A 15,757-nucleotide genomic window follows, 5' to 3' on the forward strand; every position below is an offset into this window, starting at 1 on the left:
AATTTTTACTCAAGATACTGATTTTTTAAGAATCAATCAATCATCTATAACTCATGCAGGAATTGCTTACTGTCCCCAACAAAGTAAATCTATTGGTCAAATAATTCGAGGACTACTCTTAATCTGGGAAATTCTTGAACCGGAAGAAATGTATAATCACATAGAGTTTATATAGAACCGCATGAAAAAGTGAATTAGTATTTGGCAGATCGATAAAAATAATCAAACAGCTAATTTTGTCACTCTTTACTACGATAAAATTAAGGAGTATGAATAATGCAAACCGTCCAACTTTTTCAACAAGTCAAATTATGTAGAGATGTCCCCGACACTATTTTAAAAAAAGGTGATCAGGGAACAATTATTGAATATTTACCTCCTAATGAACAACAATTAGAAGCAGGTTATCTCCTAGAAATGTTTGACAATAAAGAAACCATTGACGTGATAGCGGTTCCCGTTTGTTGGATAACTTCTATTAACTAACGATTAGCAAAAATTCAGGCTACATTAGAAGAAGATTAGAAACCCTTGATCACCTATACCAACCATGAAAATTAAAGCAATTCTCAAAATTTCACTTTTTATCCAAATAGGAGAAATTTCATGAGTACCACCATCAATCTTCAAATCACTTTTGAATCTCTAACCGAAGCGATTAAATCCCTTGACTTAACGCAAAAACAACAATTATTAGAAATACTAGAACAACAAATTTTTCAAGCAGAAGAAACTTCCTATCAAGACGACGAGGAAACCTTAGCAGAACTTCAACAAGTTCGGGATGAATATCAATCAGGCGACTATGTGACCCTTGAACAATACTTGAGCAAGGATTAAATCACGATAAATTATATTATTATCTGAGAAATTTAACCCAATAAAACCATGATGCAACTAACCGTAGATGAAGCTAAAAATCAACTTTCTGAACTCCTTAAAGCTGCATCAAAAGGTGAACAAGTTATTATCCAGAATAATGAAGGTCAAGACTTTCAAATCATTTCTCTTCCTCACTACTGTTAAACATCCCCAATATGGAAGCGCAAAAGGCATTGTTAAAATGCTTGACAATTTTGATGATCCTATCGAAGAATTTGAGAACTATATGCCATGAAAATTTTAATGGATACCCACGCCTTTTTATGGTTTATCGAAGGTGATGATAATCTTAGTGATGCTGCTCGTTCTCTTATAGAAAATAATCAATATCAAATTAGAAGGGGATTAGAAACCCAAGCAAAATGAGGAACAATTAATTATGAACATCAAAGATTATCCCTTTGCTCAAGACTTGATTATGGATAATCAAGGTCAGATACAGCAAGTTATCATTAATTTTGAAGATTATCAACAAATAATAGAAACCTATGAAGATACTGGACTCTATCGGGCCATGATAGACGTTAAAGATGAAACTCCCTTAACTTTGGAGGAAGCTTTAATTGAATTAGCCGTAGGGTGCGTTCCCTAATATGGCTCCTACTACTCCACTAATAGATTTTTGGGGAACGCACCATGCACATTGATTGAAACTGTCAAAAAGCCACTGATGCTGGAAAATAGACCAAAATGGCGGGTGAATTCAGCTGGTAGGGTGCGTTCCCTAAGGTGGCTCCTACTGCTCCACTAATAGATTTTTGGGGAACGCACCATGCACATTGATTGAAACTGTGGGTTAAAGTGCGATGCCGAAGGCACTAGCAAATTAGGTTATACTTCATCTTTCTGAGAAAGTCTCTCAATTTCACCTCACCGCAACCGTCGCACTGGCATCATTGCCGAACACATCGACTAAGCAGACAGCGCTCGCTCGTTTCCCTGCTCTCAACCCCAGTGCAGTCTTAACGAGTGATTTAGATAGTCAACAGCTTATCAACCCCATTTTTCCCTATTCTAAGCGCACAATCTCTCCACCTCTGGCTAGAGATAATTCTGCTGCTTGGAGGATTTTGACTAATTCCGTCGCTACCGATCCCGAAGATACAGGAGAATTAACACCTGTAGCCACCGATGCTAAAAAATGTTCGCACAATGCTTTTAGGGGTTCACCATCGGCAATAGGGATAGATTCCGTCTCCTGTCCCCGGGGAATAAAATAGGCTTCCTGACGTTCAAAATAACCCTTTTGTCGGGTTAAAGGCGATCGAGAGTCTAATTCATTGAAAATTAAAGTCCCTTCGCTGCCAACTATCCCTAAGCGTCGCTGTTTATCGGGATTCAACCAACAAAGGTGAATAGTCGCTTGAAAACCATCGCCATAGATCAGGGTTAACCAGACTAAATCGGCTAGATTAGGTTGTAGCCAAACTGTTCCTCGCGCTTGTACTAATACAGGGGTACTATTTAGCCAATGATTAAAAATCGAGATATCGTGAATAGCTAGATCCCACAAAGCGGACACATCCTGGCGAACTGGACCTAGGTGGGTGCGAGTGGCATAACCATAAAGAGGTTTACCGATACCCCCAGATTGCAGGACTTTTTGTCCGGTGATAACGGCCGGATGAAAAAGATAGGTATGATCAACTAATAAAATACGCTGTTTTTTCGCCGCTAATTCCGTTAATTCGCCACATTCTTGGGGATTGAGGGTTAAGGGTTTTTCGGCGAGGACGTGATAACCTAAATTAAGAGCATCTTTAATCAGGGGATAATGGCTGATGGCAGGAGTAACAACGACTACGGCTGAGATTTCGGGGTGATTGCGAATAGATTCCCAGTCATTGGCTAAAATAACTTTATTAGTATCCAGATTAAATTGATCGCGACAGAGACGGAGTTTTTCAGGAGAGGAGTCAACGATCGCCACTACTTGTGCTGAGGGATGTTGAGAAAAATGACGGACGTAATGCACTCCCCAACGTCCTACCCCTAAAATAGCGATTCCTGTGGACATTTTGCTTACTCAGATAAATCAATCTAGTTTATTTTAAAAGGATTAGGCACAATTGTTAATTGATTCTGAGAACTGGAAGGGATTATGTTAAAATTTTTTATCGATCGAGGGGGAACTTTTACCGATATCGTGGCGATAATCGATCGACCAGAAATTATTGAACGACTAGCTAGAGATGCCGCTAGATTTCTGATTGTTCCCCTTGCCGATCAACAGTGGATTGTTCTCTATAAACTGCTCTCGGAAAATCCCGAAAAATACCCAGATGCAGTCATTCAAGGGATTAAAGATATTAGCGGTTCCCTAGACAACATCGAAGTGATTAAAATGGGAACAACGGTAGCCACCAATGCGCTGTTAGAAAGAAAGGGAGAGCGCACGGTTTTGTTAATCACCAAAGGGTTTAAAGATGCCTTGAGAATTGGCTATCAAAATCGCCCCGATATTTTTGCTCGTCAAATTATTCTTCCTTCTTTATTATACGAACAAGTTATCGAAGTGGCCGAACGCTACGATAGTCAAGGACAAGAATTAATCGCCGTTAATCCCGCCCAAGTTAAAGCCGATTTAATACCAGTTTATCAAGCGGGTATCCGAAGTTGTGCGATTGTTTTTATGCACAGTTATCGTTATCCTGACCACGAAAAACAAGTGGCAGCCATTGCCAAAGAAATCGGCTTTACTCACCTAGCCATTTCCCACCAAGTCAGTCCTTTAATGAAGCTGGTATCCCGGGGAGATACCACAGTAGTTTCTGCCTATCTATCGCCAATTTTACGCCGCTATGTTGATAGTATTAGCCAGCAATTACCGAAGACTAGCTTACTATTTATGAAATCCGATGGCGGTTTAGTCACCGCCGATAAATTTCAGGGCAAAGATAGCATTTTATCCGGTCCTGCGGGGGGAATAGTTGGGGCAGTACAAACCAGTTTAAGGGCGGGATTTAGCAAAATTATCAGTTTTGATATGGGAGGAACTAGCACCGATGTTTCTCATTTTCAAGGGGAATACGAGCGGCAAACAGATAACGAAATTGCTGGCGTAAGAATGCGAGCGCCGATGTTAAGTATTCACACCGTGGCCGCTGGTGGGGGTTCGATTTTAGTCTATGATGGTTATCGTTTTCGAGTCGGACCAGAAAGTGCCGGAGCTAATCCAGGACCTGCCTGTTATCGACGGGGTGGACCATTAACAATTACCGATGCTAATGTTTTGTTAAGAAAAATTCAAGTTGCCTATTTTCCCGCTATTTTTGGACAAGAGGGAAATTTACCCCTAGATAGAGAGATTGTGCTGACAAAGTTTCAAGAATTGGCAGCAACAATGGGGGGTAATAATAGTCCTGAACTGCTGGCTGCGGGGTTTATTCAAATTGCCGTGGAAAATATGGCTAATGCGATTAAAAAAATCTCTCTGCAAAAGGGTTATGATCTCAGTGATTATACTCTTTGTACCTTTGGCGGTGCCGGGGGTCAAGTGGCCTGTTTAATTGCCGATACTCTGGGAATGAAAAGCATTTTTCTCCATCCCTACGCCGGGGTTTTAAGCGCCTACGGCATGGGTTTGGCCGATTTGAGGGTAATTAAAGAAAAAGCGATCGAACAGCCGTTAAATGCTGATTTAATCGGGCAGTTACTCACGGAAATGAACGAATTAGAAGTTTTAGCAGGTCGGGAATTAGAGGGTTATAATCAGGTGCGGCAGCAAGTCAGTTTAAAATATCAAGGCAGTGATGCCACTTTAGCGGTTAATTTTAGCGATCAAATGCGTCAGGATTTTGAACGGGAACATCAAAGACGTTATGGGTTTAAACAAGAACAAAAAGCTTTAATTGTTGAGTCCATCGCCGTGGAATTGATCGAGACTATGGACAGTCCCCAAGAAGCAATTTTAACTCGCACCCGTCCGATGGGAGAATTACCTCCTATCCTCGATCGAGTAGCAGTTTTTATGGCTAATCAATGGCGGGAAACGCCAATTTATCAGCGTTCAGATCTGGAACCTTTTGATTGTCTGGCAGGACCTGCAATTATTATCGAAAAAATTAGCACGATTGTGATTGAACCGGGTTGGACGGCCAAATTAACGGAGAAAAATCATTTAATTCTCTCCAAAGATTAGCTAATTGAACTACATAGAAATATCTACGGCAGTTATCCTAATTGATCAATTCTCATTTCGCCGAGGTATTTACGGAGACAGGGAGAAAAAACCTCGTAAATCAGGGTAAGGGGTTGGCGAGCGTGCCAAAATAGGTAATGACGACCCCAAAATGCTCCTTTTTCCCCAAAAGCTATTTCTAATTCCGGGGAATGACCGTAATAAAGTCCCTGCACATCGCGATACAATTCCGTGTGCAGCCGCGAGAGACTTTCCCAAATCGGTAGGGAACGATTTTCTAGATATTCGTCCACTTGATTGGCGGACCACCAAGAAGCGGCATAGGCTAACCTTTGACCACTAGCTGTGCGTAACCAGACTTGACGACGCAATCTCGGTCCTGGAATCAGGCTAATTTTCATCGGTGCGCCATCCTCATCGTCGCCGATGGGGGACATATCGATCACATCCACCTCCGTTTTTTCACCAGTTAAAAGTTGTAAATGACGGGTGGGAGAACCATCGCCGAGAATTAAAATCTGCCAAGGAGGCGCGAGTTGGCTATGGGGTAAACCTTGTTTCACATCGGTTTCGTCTCCTTGCCAGAGAGGGGACAGGGAGTACCAAGGACGATTAAGCAGGGGTTTTTCTTGGGGGTGGAGGATAGCAGTCAAGGTTTGTTACAAAACTTTATGATTTTTTCATTAATCATAACACGGGATTTTTGTCTGCTGGTGATAAAAGCGATCGCCTTGCTCCAATCCTCTCTAACTTTTTGGTTAGCAGATGCACTCTTGCCAAAGGAGATCGGCTATTTTGATCTTAACGATAAAAAGGTATCAATATCTGGAGGAGTTTTTGTAATCTTCTCAGGGCAATTAATTGTCGAATCTTGGGATTAATTTGGGGGGGATAAATGCTAGTGGCTAATTGTTCTTCTAGTAAGGCATATTCTGCCGCATTTAGGGGTTGATTATCCAAGGGCGAGCGAGCCGAAGTGATAATTTCTGCTCGTAAAACTTCTTCGGGAATATCTTCAGGAGCGGGCAAAGCAAGGGCTTTTAGGGGCGATAAGAAACCGATCGAGATGAGGATGATAATTTTGGTCGTTCGCTGCATTTAATTTAAACCGGGGGGCAATTTTTCTCGACACTGTTGATGAATTTCCCCGATTCTAGCAAACAACCAGGGATATTTTTGACGATAACTGGGAATTAGAGCCAGAGGACTGAGTAGGGCAGTGGCAGCAATATCGGCTACACTTAATTTATCTCCCACCAAATAGGCCTGATTTTGCCAATATTCTAGAATCTTGAGGGCATTTTCTAGGCGCTCCTCCGCTAGTTTTACCCTTGCTGGGGTGATTTTATATTGTTGTCGCACGATCTTAATAATTATTTGACTACTCAGGGAAGGATCGATCGCTTTTCCCTCTCCAGCGCGATAATCATAATAGACAAATCTCGTCGCTACTCCAATACTTTCATCTAACCAATCCTCTAGTAACCACGCTTGATTTTTCTCCTTTTCCCCAGCGGGAATAAAAGAGGGGACAGGAACTACTTTTTCTAAATATCTGAAAATGGCAGTAGAATCGGCAATAATCTCATCTGCTGCCATTAAAACGGGGACAGTGGTTAACCCTTTGGTTAGGGGCCTGAGTTTGAGAATATGTAGTCCGGGGGTGAGATTTTCTACTTGGTAATCAATCCCCTTATAACCTAGAGCTAAACGAGCTTTGCGACAGTAATGAGATGTGCTAAATTGAAGTAAGAGCATTAATTGTTGTTGGTTGCTATATCAGTTATCAGTTATCAGTTATCAGTTATCAGTTATCAGTTATCAGTTATCAGTTATCAGTTATCAGTTATCAGTTATCAGTTATCAGTTATCAGTTATCAGTTATCAGTTATCAGATTTGAGTTTTAAGTGAGCAGTATGTATTAAGCGAGCAGTATTATTCCTAATATGTTTTCACTGATCACTGTTCACTGAATTGGCAATAGGTCTATACTATGAGCAAACCCCCCCTTTTTTCGGCTGTTTCTCCTCCTGATGCGACTAATTCACTGGCAAAAGATCCCTGGTTAGCTGTCAATCTCTCGATGTTCTTCCCCGGCTTGGGACAATGGTATGCTAACAAAAACCAAAAAGCAACCATTTGGGCGATCACTCAAGTAATATTAATAATTGTGACAATTTGGTCAATTTTTAGCCCCAATGGCCCTGTAAGCTGGGGATTAGGGGGAATAGTTGCTCTGGTTGTCCTTTACATTAGCAATATTTTTGACGCTCACTGGAGTGTTTATTATTCCAGACAGAATAACAGCTTAGAGAAAATTCCCCGGAAACAAAAAAACCCATGGTTTGCCGTCTTCGCTAACCGGATTATGCCAGGTTTGGGGCAATTGTACGCTGATAAGGTGAGCTTAGGGATAATTTTTCTGACTATATCCCAGATTAGCCTGAAAATGGCTGATTTTTTTGCTAATATCCTCTTTCTTGCGCCTTTAATTACAGCGATCGCTATTTATCATGTTTATCACACTTTCCCCCATCAATTCCATCCCCATCGTCACACCTATCGTTCCATTTTGGCGCTGATGGTGGCAGCAATTTTTACTTGGGGAATTATCTGTAATTATTTTCCCGATTGGTTACATCAAAAAATAGAATTTTTCGAGATTCCTAGCGAATCCATGCTGCCTACCCTCGCAGTAGGTGATCGCGTTTTCGTCAGTCAATCCAGTAATTATCAAGCGGAAAGAGGCGATATAATTGTTTTTAGAACTCCCGAAAAAATTAAGCAACTAGAGCCTAATTCGGGAGATTTTTTTATCAAACGAGTCATCGCTATTCCCGGGGATACCATGGAAATCCGCAGGGGTAAAGTTTATCTCAACCGGCAAGTTATCGAGGAACCCTACACCGCCGAGTTAGCCAATTATGAAATAGAATTTATGACTGTACCCCCAAAAACCCTGTTTGTTTTGGGAGATAATCGTAACCATAGTTTTGATTCCCATGCTTGGGGTTTTTTGCCAGAAAGTTATATCGTTGGTCAAGCCTATAAAGTTTACTGGCCTCTCGATCGTGTCCAGTCTTTGCTATGATGGGGATGACTGGGGTAACTTTGAGCCTAGGTGTTACAGTTAGATGAGTTGGGGTATTGTTAGATGATTATAACATTCCCAACCTCTTGAAATGTTCCTGAAAAATCCCCACTGTTCCTAGATAATTAACTTCAATCTTTTCTTGATTAATATGCTCTTAAAATTTCCTCAAAAGCTGAAAATTCAGCGAATAATATTATTAATATTCTGGCTAGGAATAGGAATATTTTTCTGGTGGTTATCCTGGCAATCCACCGGGATGAGCCAAATTCAACGACCCGAAACAGTTGCTCAACAAATTTATCAAGCAATGCCAGATTTACCGAAAGAAAATAACTATATCCGTCGAGACACAGGAGCGATCGATCCGAATAATACTTTAATAAGTCGCTTTCTTCGTTATCATCAAGATACCAAAAAAAGATTTACTCTCATCCGTTTTGATTGGCAATTAACCCTAGGGGATTACCTAGGAGTGAACGAGAAAATCAGCGAAGAAAACTATCCCGGACAAGCAACCCTTACCGTTAATCCCATGGCTGCCGATATCAAAGCGATTAACAGTCTTAATCGTCGTCAACGGCAGCAGTTAGTCACCCTTCTCGTCGAAATTTATAACCCCGCTATTCTCCCCCAAGAAACCCCCAATCCTAGTCCTTCTCCTAGTCCTTCTCCTAGTCGTCCATCATTATCAAAACCGGGAGATGCCGACCTATTAAAATTCTAGAAAATTATGGAAAAAATTCTCAAATATGGTTCGGGTTGGCGACTCGGTTGGAATCCTACGGCAGCCGTTTATAAAGGATTAATTGGTGGCGATGACTGGGCGATCGAATTAACCGAGGCCGAGTGGCAAGATTTGCGTCGGTTACTATCACAATTGACCGCAACTATGGCAGCCATGGCCACAGAATTAATGGATGAAGAAAGTATTGCTTGTGAAGCGGAAAGCGAGCTTTTATGGTTAGAAGCGGCAGGATTTCCCGATCATTATTCCCTGCGATTGATTCTCTATCAAGGTCGCGGTTGTGAGGGCAATTGGTCGGCCAATGCCCTGCCAGAGTTGCTCGCTGCTTGGGACAATTTGCTTTACAATTTTTAAGAAAGCGGTGGGCATAAGTTAATTTTTATCTCCCCCTCTTGACTTTTTGAATCCCCTGTGCTGCTATGCTTGCCCATCCGAGGACGAGGATCGATAATCTCACCTACACTCCGCCCCCATTGCTGAAAAACGGTTTTGCCATGACCCTCTATGTGGCCCTGAAAGCGCGAGAAACCTGGCAAAATACGATCGCTATTCCCGAACCAGTCTATCAAGAAACCATTTTCACCGGGGCCAATGCCGTCCCCATCTACGGGATTTTTTCCATTCCCCCGCAAGCGAAAGGAACCATTATCGGCACCTACGGCATCACGGGAGACTTAGATAATCAATGGTTTTTAAGAATTTTAGGCAGAAAAGCCGTAGCAAGAAACTACGCAGTCGTCCTCTTCGATTGGCGGGCCCACGGTAAGACAGCCGAATTATCCCCGACTCTCACCTCCGATGGTATCTATGAAGGGCTAGATTTCATTCATATTGCCGCCCAAGCCCAAAAAATGGGCTGTCCCGCTCCTTTTTGGTTCACGGGTTACTCTCTGGGGGGACAATTGGCCCTCTGGGGAATTAAATCGGCAGAGAATCAGGAAGATATGGGGATCGATCCCATCGATATCGGCGGTGGTGCGGTAATTTGTCCTAATTTAGACTCTAATCGTTCTTTATCCTATCTCGTCCAGGATACCTGGGGGAAACATTTGGAAAAAGCGATCGCCAGGGAACTACGCAAGTTAGCCAAACGCATCCATAAGGCTCATCCCGATCATATCGATCCCCAAGCAATTACTCGCGCCACCACGATTGCCGGATTCGATCGAGAATTAGTGATTAAAAAGCTAGGATTTGAGACAGTTTTTGACTATTATGCCGCTAGTAGTCCCTTGCCCTTTCAACCCTATCTAACTAAACCCACTTTTATCCTATACGCAGCCGATGATCCCCTCTTTTCCCCCGCAGTTATTCCCGATCTGCAAGCGGCGATCGCTGATAATCCCCATGTGGATCTACTCTTAACCAACCATGGTGGTCATGTGGGTTATATCAGCAGTTTATCCTGTCAGCGTCAGTGGGGCGATAGCGATCGCTGGTGGGCATGGAATCGGGTTTTAGACTGGTTTGACCAAAAAACGGGTAAATAAGGGCTAATTACTAGGATTCAAAGGCCGCTAGAAACTCCTCCACCTGTTCCCGAGTCGGTTGGGATGCGATCGCTCCTGCTCTTCTTGTCACCATTGCCCCCACCGCACAGGCATAAATCACCGCCTTACGCGCTAAATCGGCATTTTCCTCGATTTGATCGCCTCCCAGACCAGCACGAGCCAAAAAACCCGCCACAAAGCCATCCCCCGCCCCAGTTGTATCCACTACCTCCCCAGAAAAAGCCTCGACATTACCGCTATTTTTGCCTAAATGATATTTACAACCTTTTGCGCCGCCAGTAACCAGAATTGCCCCTAAATTGGGGTATTGTGATGATATTTCTCTGGGGGTATCAGTGCCAAATAACCATGATGCTTCTTCCTCGCTACATTTGAGCAAATCGGCCTGGGCAATAAAATCTCGAATGATATCAGGGGCAGCCTCAAGATTAGGCCAAAAAACCGGTCGCCAGTTGATATCGACCAATACTTTCACCCCGTAAATTTTAGCCAATTGCAGGGCGCGCATCATCGCAGCTCTCGCCGGGGGATAGGCTAACCCTAGGGTTCCCATCACTAGATAATTGGCATTTTTAAACAGATTTTCGGGCAATAGGTCAGCATTAAGGGCAGTATCTGCAAAATCAGTCGTTTTTCTGCCGCCAAAACCCGCAAAATGTCTGTCTCCCCCAGCATCGCGGGTGACATAAACTTGTCGGGTGGGTAGGGTGAGGTGATACTGTACACCAGTGGTATCGACTCCGAGAGCGTCTAGCAAGGCGATTAACTGTTCTCCTGGTTTATCTTTGCCCACACAACCGATAAAAGCCGAATTTATGCCCAATTTTCCCAATCCACAGGCCACGTTTGCCGGCGCACCCCCGGCGTAGGTTGTCCAAGAAGTTACTTGCTCTACAGCGCGATCGCTTTGATCGGCAATTAGATCGTAGAGGATTTCCCCTAAACAAATGACAGACACCGGCGAAGATCTTTGATTGTTAAGCATTGCTGTGGGGTGTGGGGTGTGGGGTGTGGGGTGTGGGGTGTGGGGAAGTGGGGAAGTGGGGAAGTGGGGTGTGGGGTAGTGGGGTAATGGGGAAGTGGGGAAGCTGTCTCATCACCCTATCACCCCAAAACCCTATCACCCTATCACCCCAAAACCCTATCACCCCAAAACCCCAAAACCCCAACCCCCAACACCTAAAACCTGTCTCCTATCTCCTATCTCCTGACTCCTATCTCCTGACTCCCGCTCACTGATTAATGACTTGTCAAGAAATCACGATAAATCAGCTAGAGATTATCTGAGGCATTGAGTATAATTAGACACATAGATTAGGGGAAATTGCTCATAAATCAGTCCGATCGAGCGTGAATCCTCTTTCTCGGAAAAATATCTTCTCCTATTTTTTAGTCTTAGACTAAGGAAATATCATGATTGATTGTAGTCAGATTCAGTTTGACGAGGATAAAAGCAAGATAGATCTATTGCAACTACGAGAATTATTTAATTTAACCGCATTTTGGGCAATAGATCGCTGTTTAGAAGATTTAGAAACCGCAATTGACTATAGTGATCCGGTGGTGACGGTGTGGAATGAGCGGCAATTAATTGGTTTTGCTCGCGCCATTTCTGACGGCATTTATCGGGCAACTATTTGGGATGTGATTGTTCATCCCGATTATCAGGGAGCGGGTTTAGGACGTAAATTAGTAGAAACAGTTTTGGCCCATCCCCGAATAAATCGAGTGGAAAGAGTGTATTTGATGACTACTAACCAACAACAATTTTACCAGCGCATTGGTTTCCAAAGCAACGCCACCACGACAATGGTATTATTTAATCGTTATCCCGAGGAGTTTTCCTGTCCGGCGATCGAGGTAAAGAAAAAACGATCCGTGTGAGCTTGTCCTGACTATTGTTATCGATTTGATCTAAGCTCATTTCCCCCCCCGATACTTCGATAATGCCTTTCGCTAACTGGAATTTAAGACCGGGAGAAAGACCAAGAGCTTGAGTAAATTGTTTTACTTCTTCTAGCTTTGATTCTAAACTCAAAGGGGAAATTTCTGGCATTTGCCAGAGAGGGATTTCCCCCGGAAATTCTAGGACAATAGTGACTTTTTTCTCGTCAAGAGCGCTTACGGATATACAAATAGAGCCACTCCCTAAGTTGGCGATCGCTGCATCGACGAGAAGGACAAGAGCGGAGGATAAACACTGATAATCGGCAATAATAGCAATATCATCGGTTAAAGGGCTAAATTTAAGCTGAATATTGCGATTAGCTGCCTGTAAATAGGTTAAACTTGCCCAATCTTGCCAAAGTTTAGTTAAAGAAAAAATTTCTCGCTCCAGAGGTATAGTACCAGACTCTAGCTTCGAGAGATTAATCATCTCATCGAGCATTGCCATCAGTTTACGGCCCGCCAGTTGTCCCTGGGCGATAAATTCCCTTTCTTCGGCCGGACTTTCGCAAAGATCGGCGAGAATCATTTGATGGATACTGATCATACTGCTCAATGGCGATCGCAATTCGTGGGCAACCCGTCCCAAAAAACTGCTTTTGAGGTGATTAATTGCCACAGCCATCTGATAAGCGAGGCGAGTTTGCTGTAATTCCCGTTTTAAAGCCTCAATATCGTCCATATTTACAGAAAAACTGCCCCTTGTCGTAAGATATCCCATCTTTGACATTGCCAACGCGCGACGGTGGAGGGTTGTCCACTATTGATTATTCCCCATGCTTGCCTTTCTGTGGGAGCTAACACCGTCACCGAGGGAAAAGTAGTCATAATCGCTTCTGGAGTTAATAAAGGCTCTTGTCCTGACAGATTAGCACTTGTGGTCGCTAAAACACCAGTTCGACCAAGAATTTCTCTTGCGATCGCATGAGCGGGAACTCGGATACCAATCGTGCTAGGATCCTTCGGGTTAAGAACTTTTGGTACTTTTTCAGAAGCAGGTAAAACCAAAGTTAGGGAGCCGGGCCAGTATTTTTCGGTCATTTGCCGCCAAATCTCCCTTTCTTCCTGATTTCCCTTGACATAATCCCATAAATCTGCTGCTGAGGCCGCCATGAGAATTAAGGGTTTATCAAAAGTCCGTTTTTTAGCGGCAAAAACTAAGGCAGCATAGGGGGGAGAAACTGCCAACGCGGGAACTGTATCCGTGGGAAAAGAAACCACTTGACCACTTAGGGCCGCGTGAACAATTTCGTTAAGAGAAGCAGTAGGCATTGAGAATTGAGCATTTTTGGGGACTAATTTAGCCTAAAACTTTTTGGTACAATTTTAAACGGGTAGGGTTGATTCATGAATCAACCCTACCTTGAATCAACCCTACCTTGAATCAACCCTACTTGATCAGCGGGGTATCTGAAAGTTTTTAACACCTACCTACTTATCTCCAACCAATGAGCGACGATTAATTATGAATGAGTCTGATACTTTTGCTAATCTCCAACAATTAGAATATATTCCCTACCTAGATACCACGGGTAATATCTGTGCTGATTTACAGGGAAAAATCGGGGTTTATGCCATTTTTGAGCGAGAGCAAGTCCTAGAGTTTGTAGGCTATTCTCGTGATATTTATCTCAGTTTAAAACAACATCTTGCCCGACAGCCTCAAGCTTGTTATTGGCTAAAAGTACAGTTGATTGATCGTCCTAATCGGACTATTCTCGAATCAATTAAACAAGCTTGGTTAAGAGAAAGTCAGGCAGTAATCGGCAATGAAAAACTCTGGACAGAACCAATTGATGCTAAATTAGCCATGACTGACCCAGAAAAAGAAATTTTTCAAAGTGCTGATGAATTAGGGAAAATCAAGTTATTAAAACAGGTATCCAGACGAGTAGAAAATGATATTTTATCAACCCTAGAAAAACGGGGAGTACAGATGGAAATTCGTTTTAATCCTAAGTTAAAAGAACAGGGTTTGCTCGATTTAAAGTAAAAATTCCTAGGAGCGATCGATTCTCCAGACAAACCGCTATGATAGTATATCGCCCCATCCCCACACCAATGGAACAGCGATGACCAATCAAGACTGGCCAAACCTACTGCAGCAACTACTCGATCGAAAATCCCTTTCCCTTAACCAAGCTGAAGAATTAATGACCGGATGGTTAAACGGCCAGATTCCGGAAGTTTTATCGGGGGCGATTTTAGCGGCTTTGCAAGCAAAAGGAGTCTCGGCTGCGGAATTAGCGGGAATGGCTGGAGTTTTACGGCAACAATCTCGCTTAGAAGACCCTAAACCCCATACTACTCCCGTTATCGATACCTGTGGCACTGGCGGTGACGGGGCCGCAACCTTTAATATTTCCACTGCTGTGGCTTTTGTGGCGGCCGCCGGGGGCGTAAAAGTGGCTAAACACGGCAATCGCTCTGCCTCCAGCAAGGTCGGTTCGGCCGATGTTTTAGAATATCTTGGGGTTAATTTAAGCGCCCCTAGCGAGAAGGTGGCGGCGGCCCTAGATGGGGTGGGAGTGACCTTTCTTTTTGCCCCCGGTTGGCATCCGGCCCTGAAAAGTGTGGCTAATCTCCGCAAAACCCTGAAAGTTCGCACGGTTTTTAATCTTCTGGGTCCTCTAGTTAATCCTCTCCGTCCCACAGGTCAAGTTATCGGGGTTTATGACCGGCAATTTCTCACCCCCATGGCCACAGCTTTAGCAGAAATGGGAACCCCAAAGGCGATTATTGTTCACGGCCGGGAAAAACTCGACGAGGTGGGGTTGGGAGATCTGACCGATATGGCTTTATTAAATAATGGCGAGGTGATTTCTGCGGCGATCGATCCCTTGTCAATTTCTATCCCCAGAGCCAGTTTAAATGCCCTTAAAGGCGGGGAAGTGCCAGAAAATGCCGAAATACTCAAAAATGTTCTGCAAGGGGGAGGAACGCCGGCTCAACGGGATGCTGTGGCAATTAATGCCTCCCTTGCCCTACAGGTGGCAGCAAAGGTCACTTTTGGCGATCATGCTGCTGGTTTCGCCCTCGCACGCGAGATTTTAGCCAGTGGGTTAGCTTGGCAAAAATTAGAGGAGTTGGTTAAGTTTCTCGCTTAAGAAAATTCAGAGGAGATAGGGTGGTCACTGCGTGCGCGTTGCGGAGGGTTTTGGGGTGATAGGGTGATGAGACAGCTTCCCCACTTCCCCACTTCCCCACTTCCCCACTTCCCCACTTCCCCACTTCCCCACTTTCCCACTTCCCCACTCTGCAATAATTACTCGCAGCCAGAAATACGTTGGGGTTCTATCATACTTTGTGCTTTTTGTCAAAAAAACTTTTTTTTTGCAATAAAACTACATAAAAAAAAGATCATCGTTGTGGGTGAAATTGACTGATTTACCCGTCTTAATTAGGATCACCTTCTAGGTGTGGCAAGGGTTTCAAC

Annotated in this window: 23 protein-coding genes; 15 read left to right on the forward strand and 8 right to left on the reverse strand. The window is 43.5% G+C overall.

Annotated features, from left to right (window positions below; all coding sequences use genetic code 11):
- Positions 1-276: 276 nt before the first annotated feature.
- From IM515_RS16525 to IM515_RS16545, 5 genes are all read left to right on the forward strand, one after another.
- A complete protein-coding gene (locus tag IM515_RS16525; protein WP_002767944.1) occupies positions 277-486 on the forward strand; it encodes a DUF4926 domain-containing protein in 210 nt (69 codons plus the stop codon).
- Positions 487-606: 120 nt separating this feature from the next.
- A complete protein-coding gene (locus IM515_RS16530; protein ID WP_002767942.1) occupies positions 607-840 on the forward strand; it encodes a hypothetical protein in 234 nt (77 codons plus the stop codon).
- 48 nt (positions 841-888) lie between these two features.
- Complete coding sequence (locus IM515_RS16535) at positions 889-1,026, forward strand: type II toxin-antitoxin system Phd/YefM family antitoxin (protein ID WP_287629748.1); 138 nt, start codon at positions 889-891, stop codon at positions 1,024-1,026.
- Positions 1,027-1,113: 87 nt separating this feature from the next.
- Positions 1,114-1,248 carry a hypothetical protein gene (locus tag IM515_RS16540; protein WP_002767939.1) on the forward strand — a complete coding sequence of 45 codons (135 nt, stop codon included), beginning with the start codon at positions 1,114-1,116 and terminating at the stop codon, positions 1,246-1,248.
- 13 nt (positions 1,249-1,261) lie between these two features.
- A complete protein-coding gene (locus IM515_RS16545) occupies positions 1,262-1,474 on the forward strand; it encodes a RelB antitoxin-like protein (RefSeq protein ID WP_287629749.1) in 213 nt (70 codons plus the stop codon).
- Positions 1,475-1,891: 417 nt separating this feature from the next.
- Here the strand turns inward: IM515_RS16545 and IM515_RS16550 are convergent, their stop codons facing one another.
- Positions 1,892-2,899 (reverse strand): Gfo/Idh/MocA family protein, encoded by a 1,008-nt coding sequence (locus tag IM515_RS16550; RefSeq protein ID WP_287629750.1) that lies wholly within the window; start codon positions 2,897-2,899, stop codon positions 1,892-1,894.
- Between the two features lie 84 nt (positions 2,900-2,983).
- Between IM515_RS16550 and IM515_RS16555 the strand changes: the two genes are divergently transcribed.
- On the forward strand, positions 2,984-5,023 hold the full coding sequence (locus tag IM515_RS16555) for a hydantoinase/oxoprolinase family protein (protein ID WP_287629751.1): 2,040 nt from the start codon (positions 2,984-2,986) through the stop codon (positions 5,021-5,023).
- A 32-nt stretch (positions 5,024-5,055) separates the two neighbouring features.
- Here IM515_RS16555 and IM515_RS16560 read toward each other — a convergent pair whose 3' ends face one another.
- From IM515_RS16560 to IM515_RS16570, 3 genes are all read right to left on the reverse strand, one after another.
- Entirely contained in the window at positions 5,056-5,676 is a 621-nt protein-coding gene (locus IM515_RS16560) for a chorismate lyase (RefSeq protein WP_002767928.1), read from the reverse strand.
- A gap of 148 nt (positions 5,677-5,824) precedes the next feature.
- Positions 5,825-6,121, reverse strand: coding sequence for a hypothetical protein (locus tag IM515_RS16565; protein ID WP_002767927.1), 297 nt, complete (start codon positions 6,119-6,121; stop codon positions 5,825-5,827).
- Positions 6,122-6,781 carry a glutathione S-transferase family protein gene (locus tag IM515_RS16570; protein WP_190356536.1) on the reverse strand — a complete coding sequence of 220 codons (660 nt, stop codon included), beginning with the start codon at positions 6,779-6,781 and terminating at the stop codon, positions 6,122-6,124.
- A gap of 9 nt (positions 6,782-6,790) precedes the next feature.
- On the opposite strand from IM515_RS16570, the gene IM515_RS16575 reads away from it, so the two are divergent.
- The 5 genes from IM515_RS16575 to IM515_RS16595 all read left to right on the forward strand — a co-directional run bounded on the left by IM515_RS16575 (position 6,791) and on the right by IM515_RS16595 (position 10,353).
- On the forward strand, positions 6,791-6,931 hold the full coding sequence (locus IM515_RS16575) for a hypothetical protein (RefSeq protein ID WP_287698076.1): 141 nt from the start codon (positions 6,791-6,793) through the stop codon (positions 6,929-6,931).
- Between the two features lie 86 nt (positions 6,932-7,017).
- A complete protein-coding gene (gene lepB / locus IM515_RS16580) occupies positions 7,018-8,115 on the forward strand; it encodes a signal peptidase I (RefSeq protein ID WP_287629752.1) in 1,098 nt (365 codons plus the stop codon).
- 151 nt (positions 8,116-8,266) lie between these two features.
- Complete coding sequence (locus tag IM515_RS16585) at positions 8,267-8,842, forward strand: hypothetical protein (protein WP_287629753.1); 576 nt, start codon at positions 8,267-8,269, stop codon at positions 8,840-8,842.
- Positions 8,843-8,848: 6 nt separating this feature from the next.
- Positions 8,849-9,217 carry a DUF1818 family protein gene (locus IM515_RS16590; RefSeq protein WP_002767919.1) on the forward strand — a complete coding sequence of 123 codons (369 nt, stop codon included), beginning with the start codon at positions 8,849-8,851 and terminating at the stop codon, positions 9,215-9,217.
- Between the two features lie 65 nt (positions 9,218-9,282).
- Entirely contained in the window at positions 9,283-10,353 is a 1,071-nt protein-coding gene (locus tag IM515_RS16595) for a YheT family hydrolase (protein WP_287629754.1), read from the forward strand.
- 10 nt (positions 10,354-10,363) lie between these two features.
- Here the strand turns inward: IM515_RS16595 and IM515_RS16600 are convergent, their stop codons facing one another.
- Complete coding sequence (locus IM515_RS16600) at positions 10,364-11,359, reverse strand: carbohydrate kinase family protein (protein WP_287629756.1); 996 nt, start codon at positions 11,357-11,359, stop codon at positions 10,364-10,366.
- Here IM515_RS16600 and IM515_RS16605 point away from each other — a divergent pair.
- Both IM515_RS16605 and IM515_RS16610 read left to right on the forward strand, forming a co-directional pair.
- On the forward strand, positions 11,359-11,613 hold the full coding sequence (locus IM515_RS16605; RefSeq protein ID WP_043996643.1) for a hypothetical protein: 255 nt from the start codon (positions 11,359-11,361) through the stop codon (positions 11,611-11,613). The genes IM515_RS16600 and IM515_RS16605 overlap by 1 nt on opposite strands.
- 174 nt (positions 11,614-11,787) lie before the next feature.
- Positions 11,788-12,258 (forward strand): GNAT family N-acetyltransferase, encoded by a 471-nt coding sequence (locus IM515_RS16610; RefSeq protein WP_287629757.1) that lies wholly within the window; start codon positions 11,788-11,790, stop codon positions 12,256-12,258.
- Here the strand turns inward: IM515_RS16610 and IM515_RS16615 are convergent.
- Together IM515_RS16615 and IM515_RS16620 are read right to left on the reverse strand one after the other, a co-directional pair.
- Positions 12,194-13,051 (reverse strand): sensor histidine kinase, encoded by an 858-nt coding sequence (locus IM515_RS16615; protein WP_287629759.1) that lies wholly within the window; start codon positions 13,049-13,051, stop codon positions 12,194-12,196. The two genes, IM515_RS16610 and IM515_RS16615, sit on opposite strands and share 65 nt — an antisense overlap.
- Positions 13,006-13,593: an L-threonylcarbamoyladenylate synthase gene (locus IM515_RS16620; RefSeq protein WP_159293676.1), complete on the reverse strand. Its 588-nt coding sequence runs from the start codon at positions 13,591-13,593 to the stop codon at positions 13,006-13,008. Before IM515_RS16620 ends, IM515_RS16615 begins: the two co-directional genes overlap by 46 nt.
- A 193-nt stretch (positions 13,594-13,786) precedes the next feature.
- Here IM515_RS16620 and IM515_RS16625 point away from each other — a divergent pair, with 193 nt between their 5' ends.
- Positions 13,787-14,314: a GIY-YIG nuclease family protein gene (locus IM515_RS16625; RefSeq protein ID WP_287629760.1), complete on the forward strand. Its 528-nt coding sequence runs from the start codon at positions 13,787-13,789 to the stop codon at positions 14,312-14,314.
- 79 nt (positions 14,315-14,393) lie between these two features.
- Positions 14,394-15,428 (forward strand): anthranilate phosphoribosyltransferase, encoded by a 1,035-nt coding sequence (gene trpD, locus IM515_RS16630; RefSeq protein WP_002767905.1) that lies wholly within the window; start codon positions 14,394-14,396, stop codon positions 15,426-15,428.
- On the opposite strand, the gene IM515_RS16635 is transcribed toward trpD, so the two are convergent.
- Complete coding sequence (locus IM515_RS16635; protein ID WP_287698078.1) at positions 15,412-15,576, reverse strand: hypothetical protein; 165 nt, start codon at positions 15,574-15,576, stop codon at positions 15,412-15,414. The two genes, trpD and IM515_RS16635, sit on opposite strands and share 17 nt — an antisense overlap.
- Between the last annotated feature and the right edge of the window lie 181 nt (positions 15,577-15,757).

The organism is Microcystis sp. M44BS1 (assembly GCF_020244875.1).
Lineage (GTDB): Bacteria > Cyanobacteriota > Cyanobacteriia > Cyanobacteriales > Microcystaceae > Microcystis > Microcystis panniformis.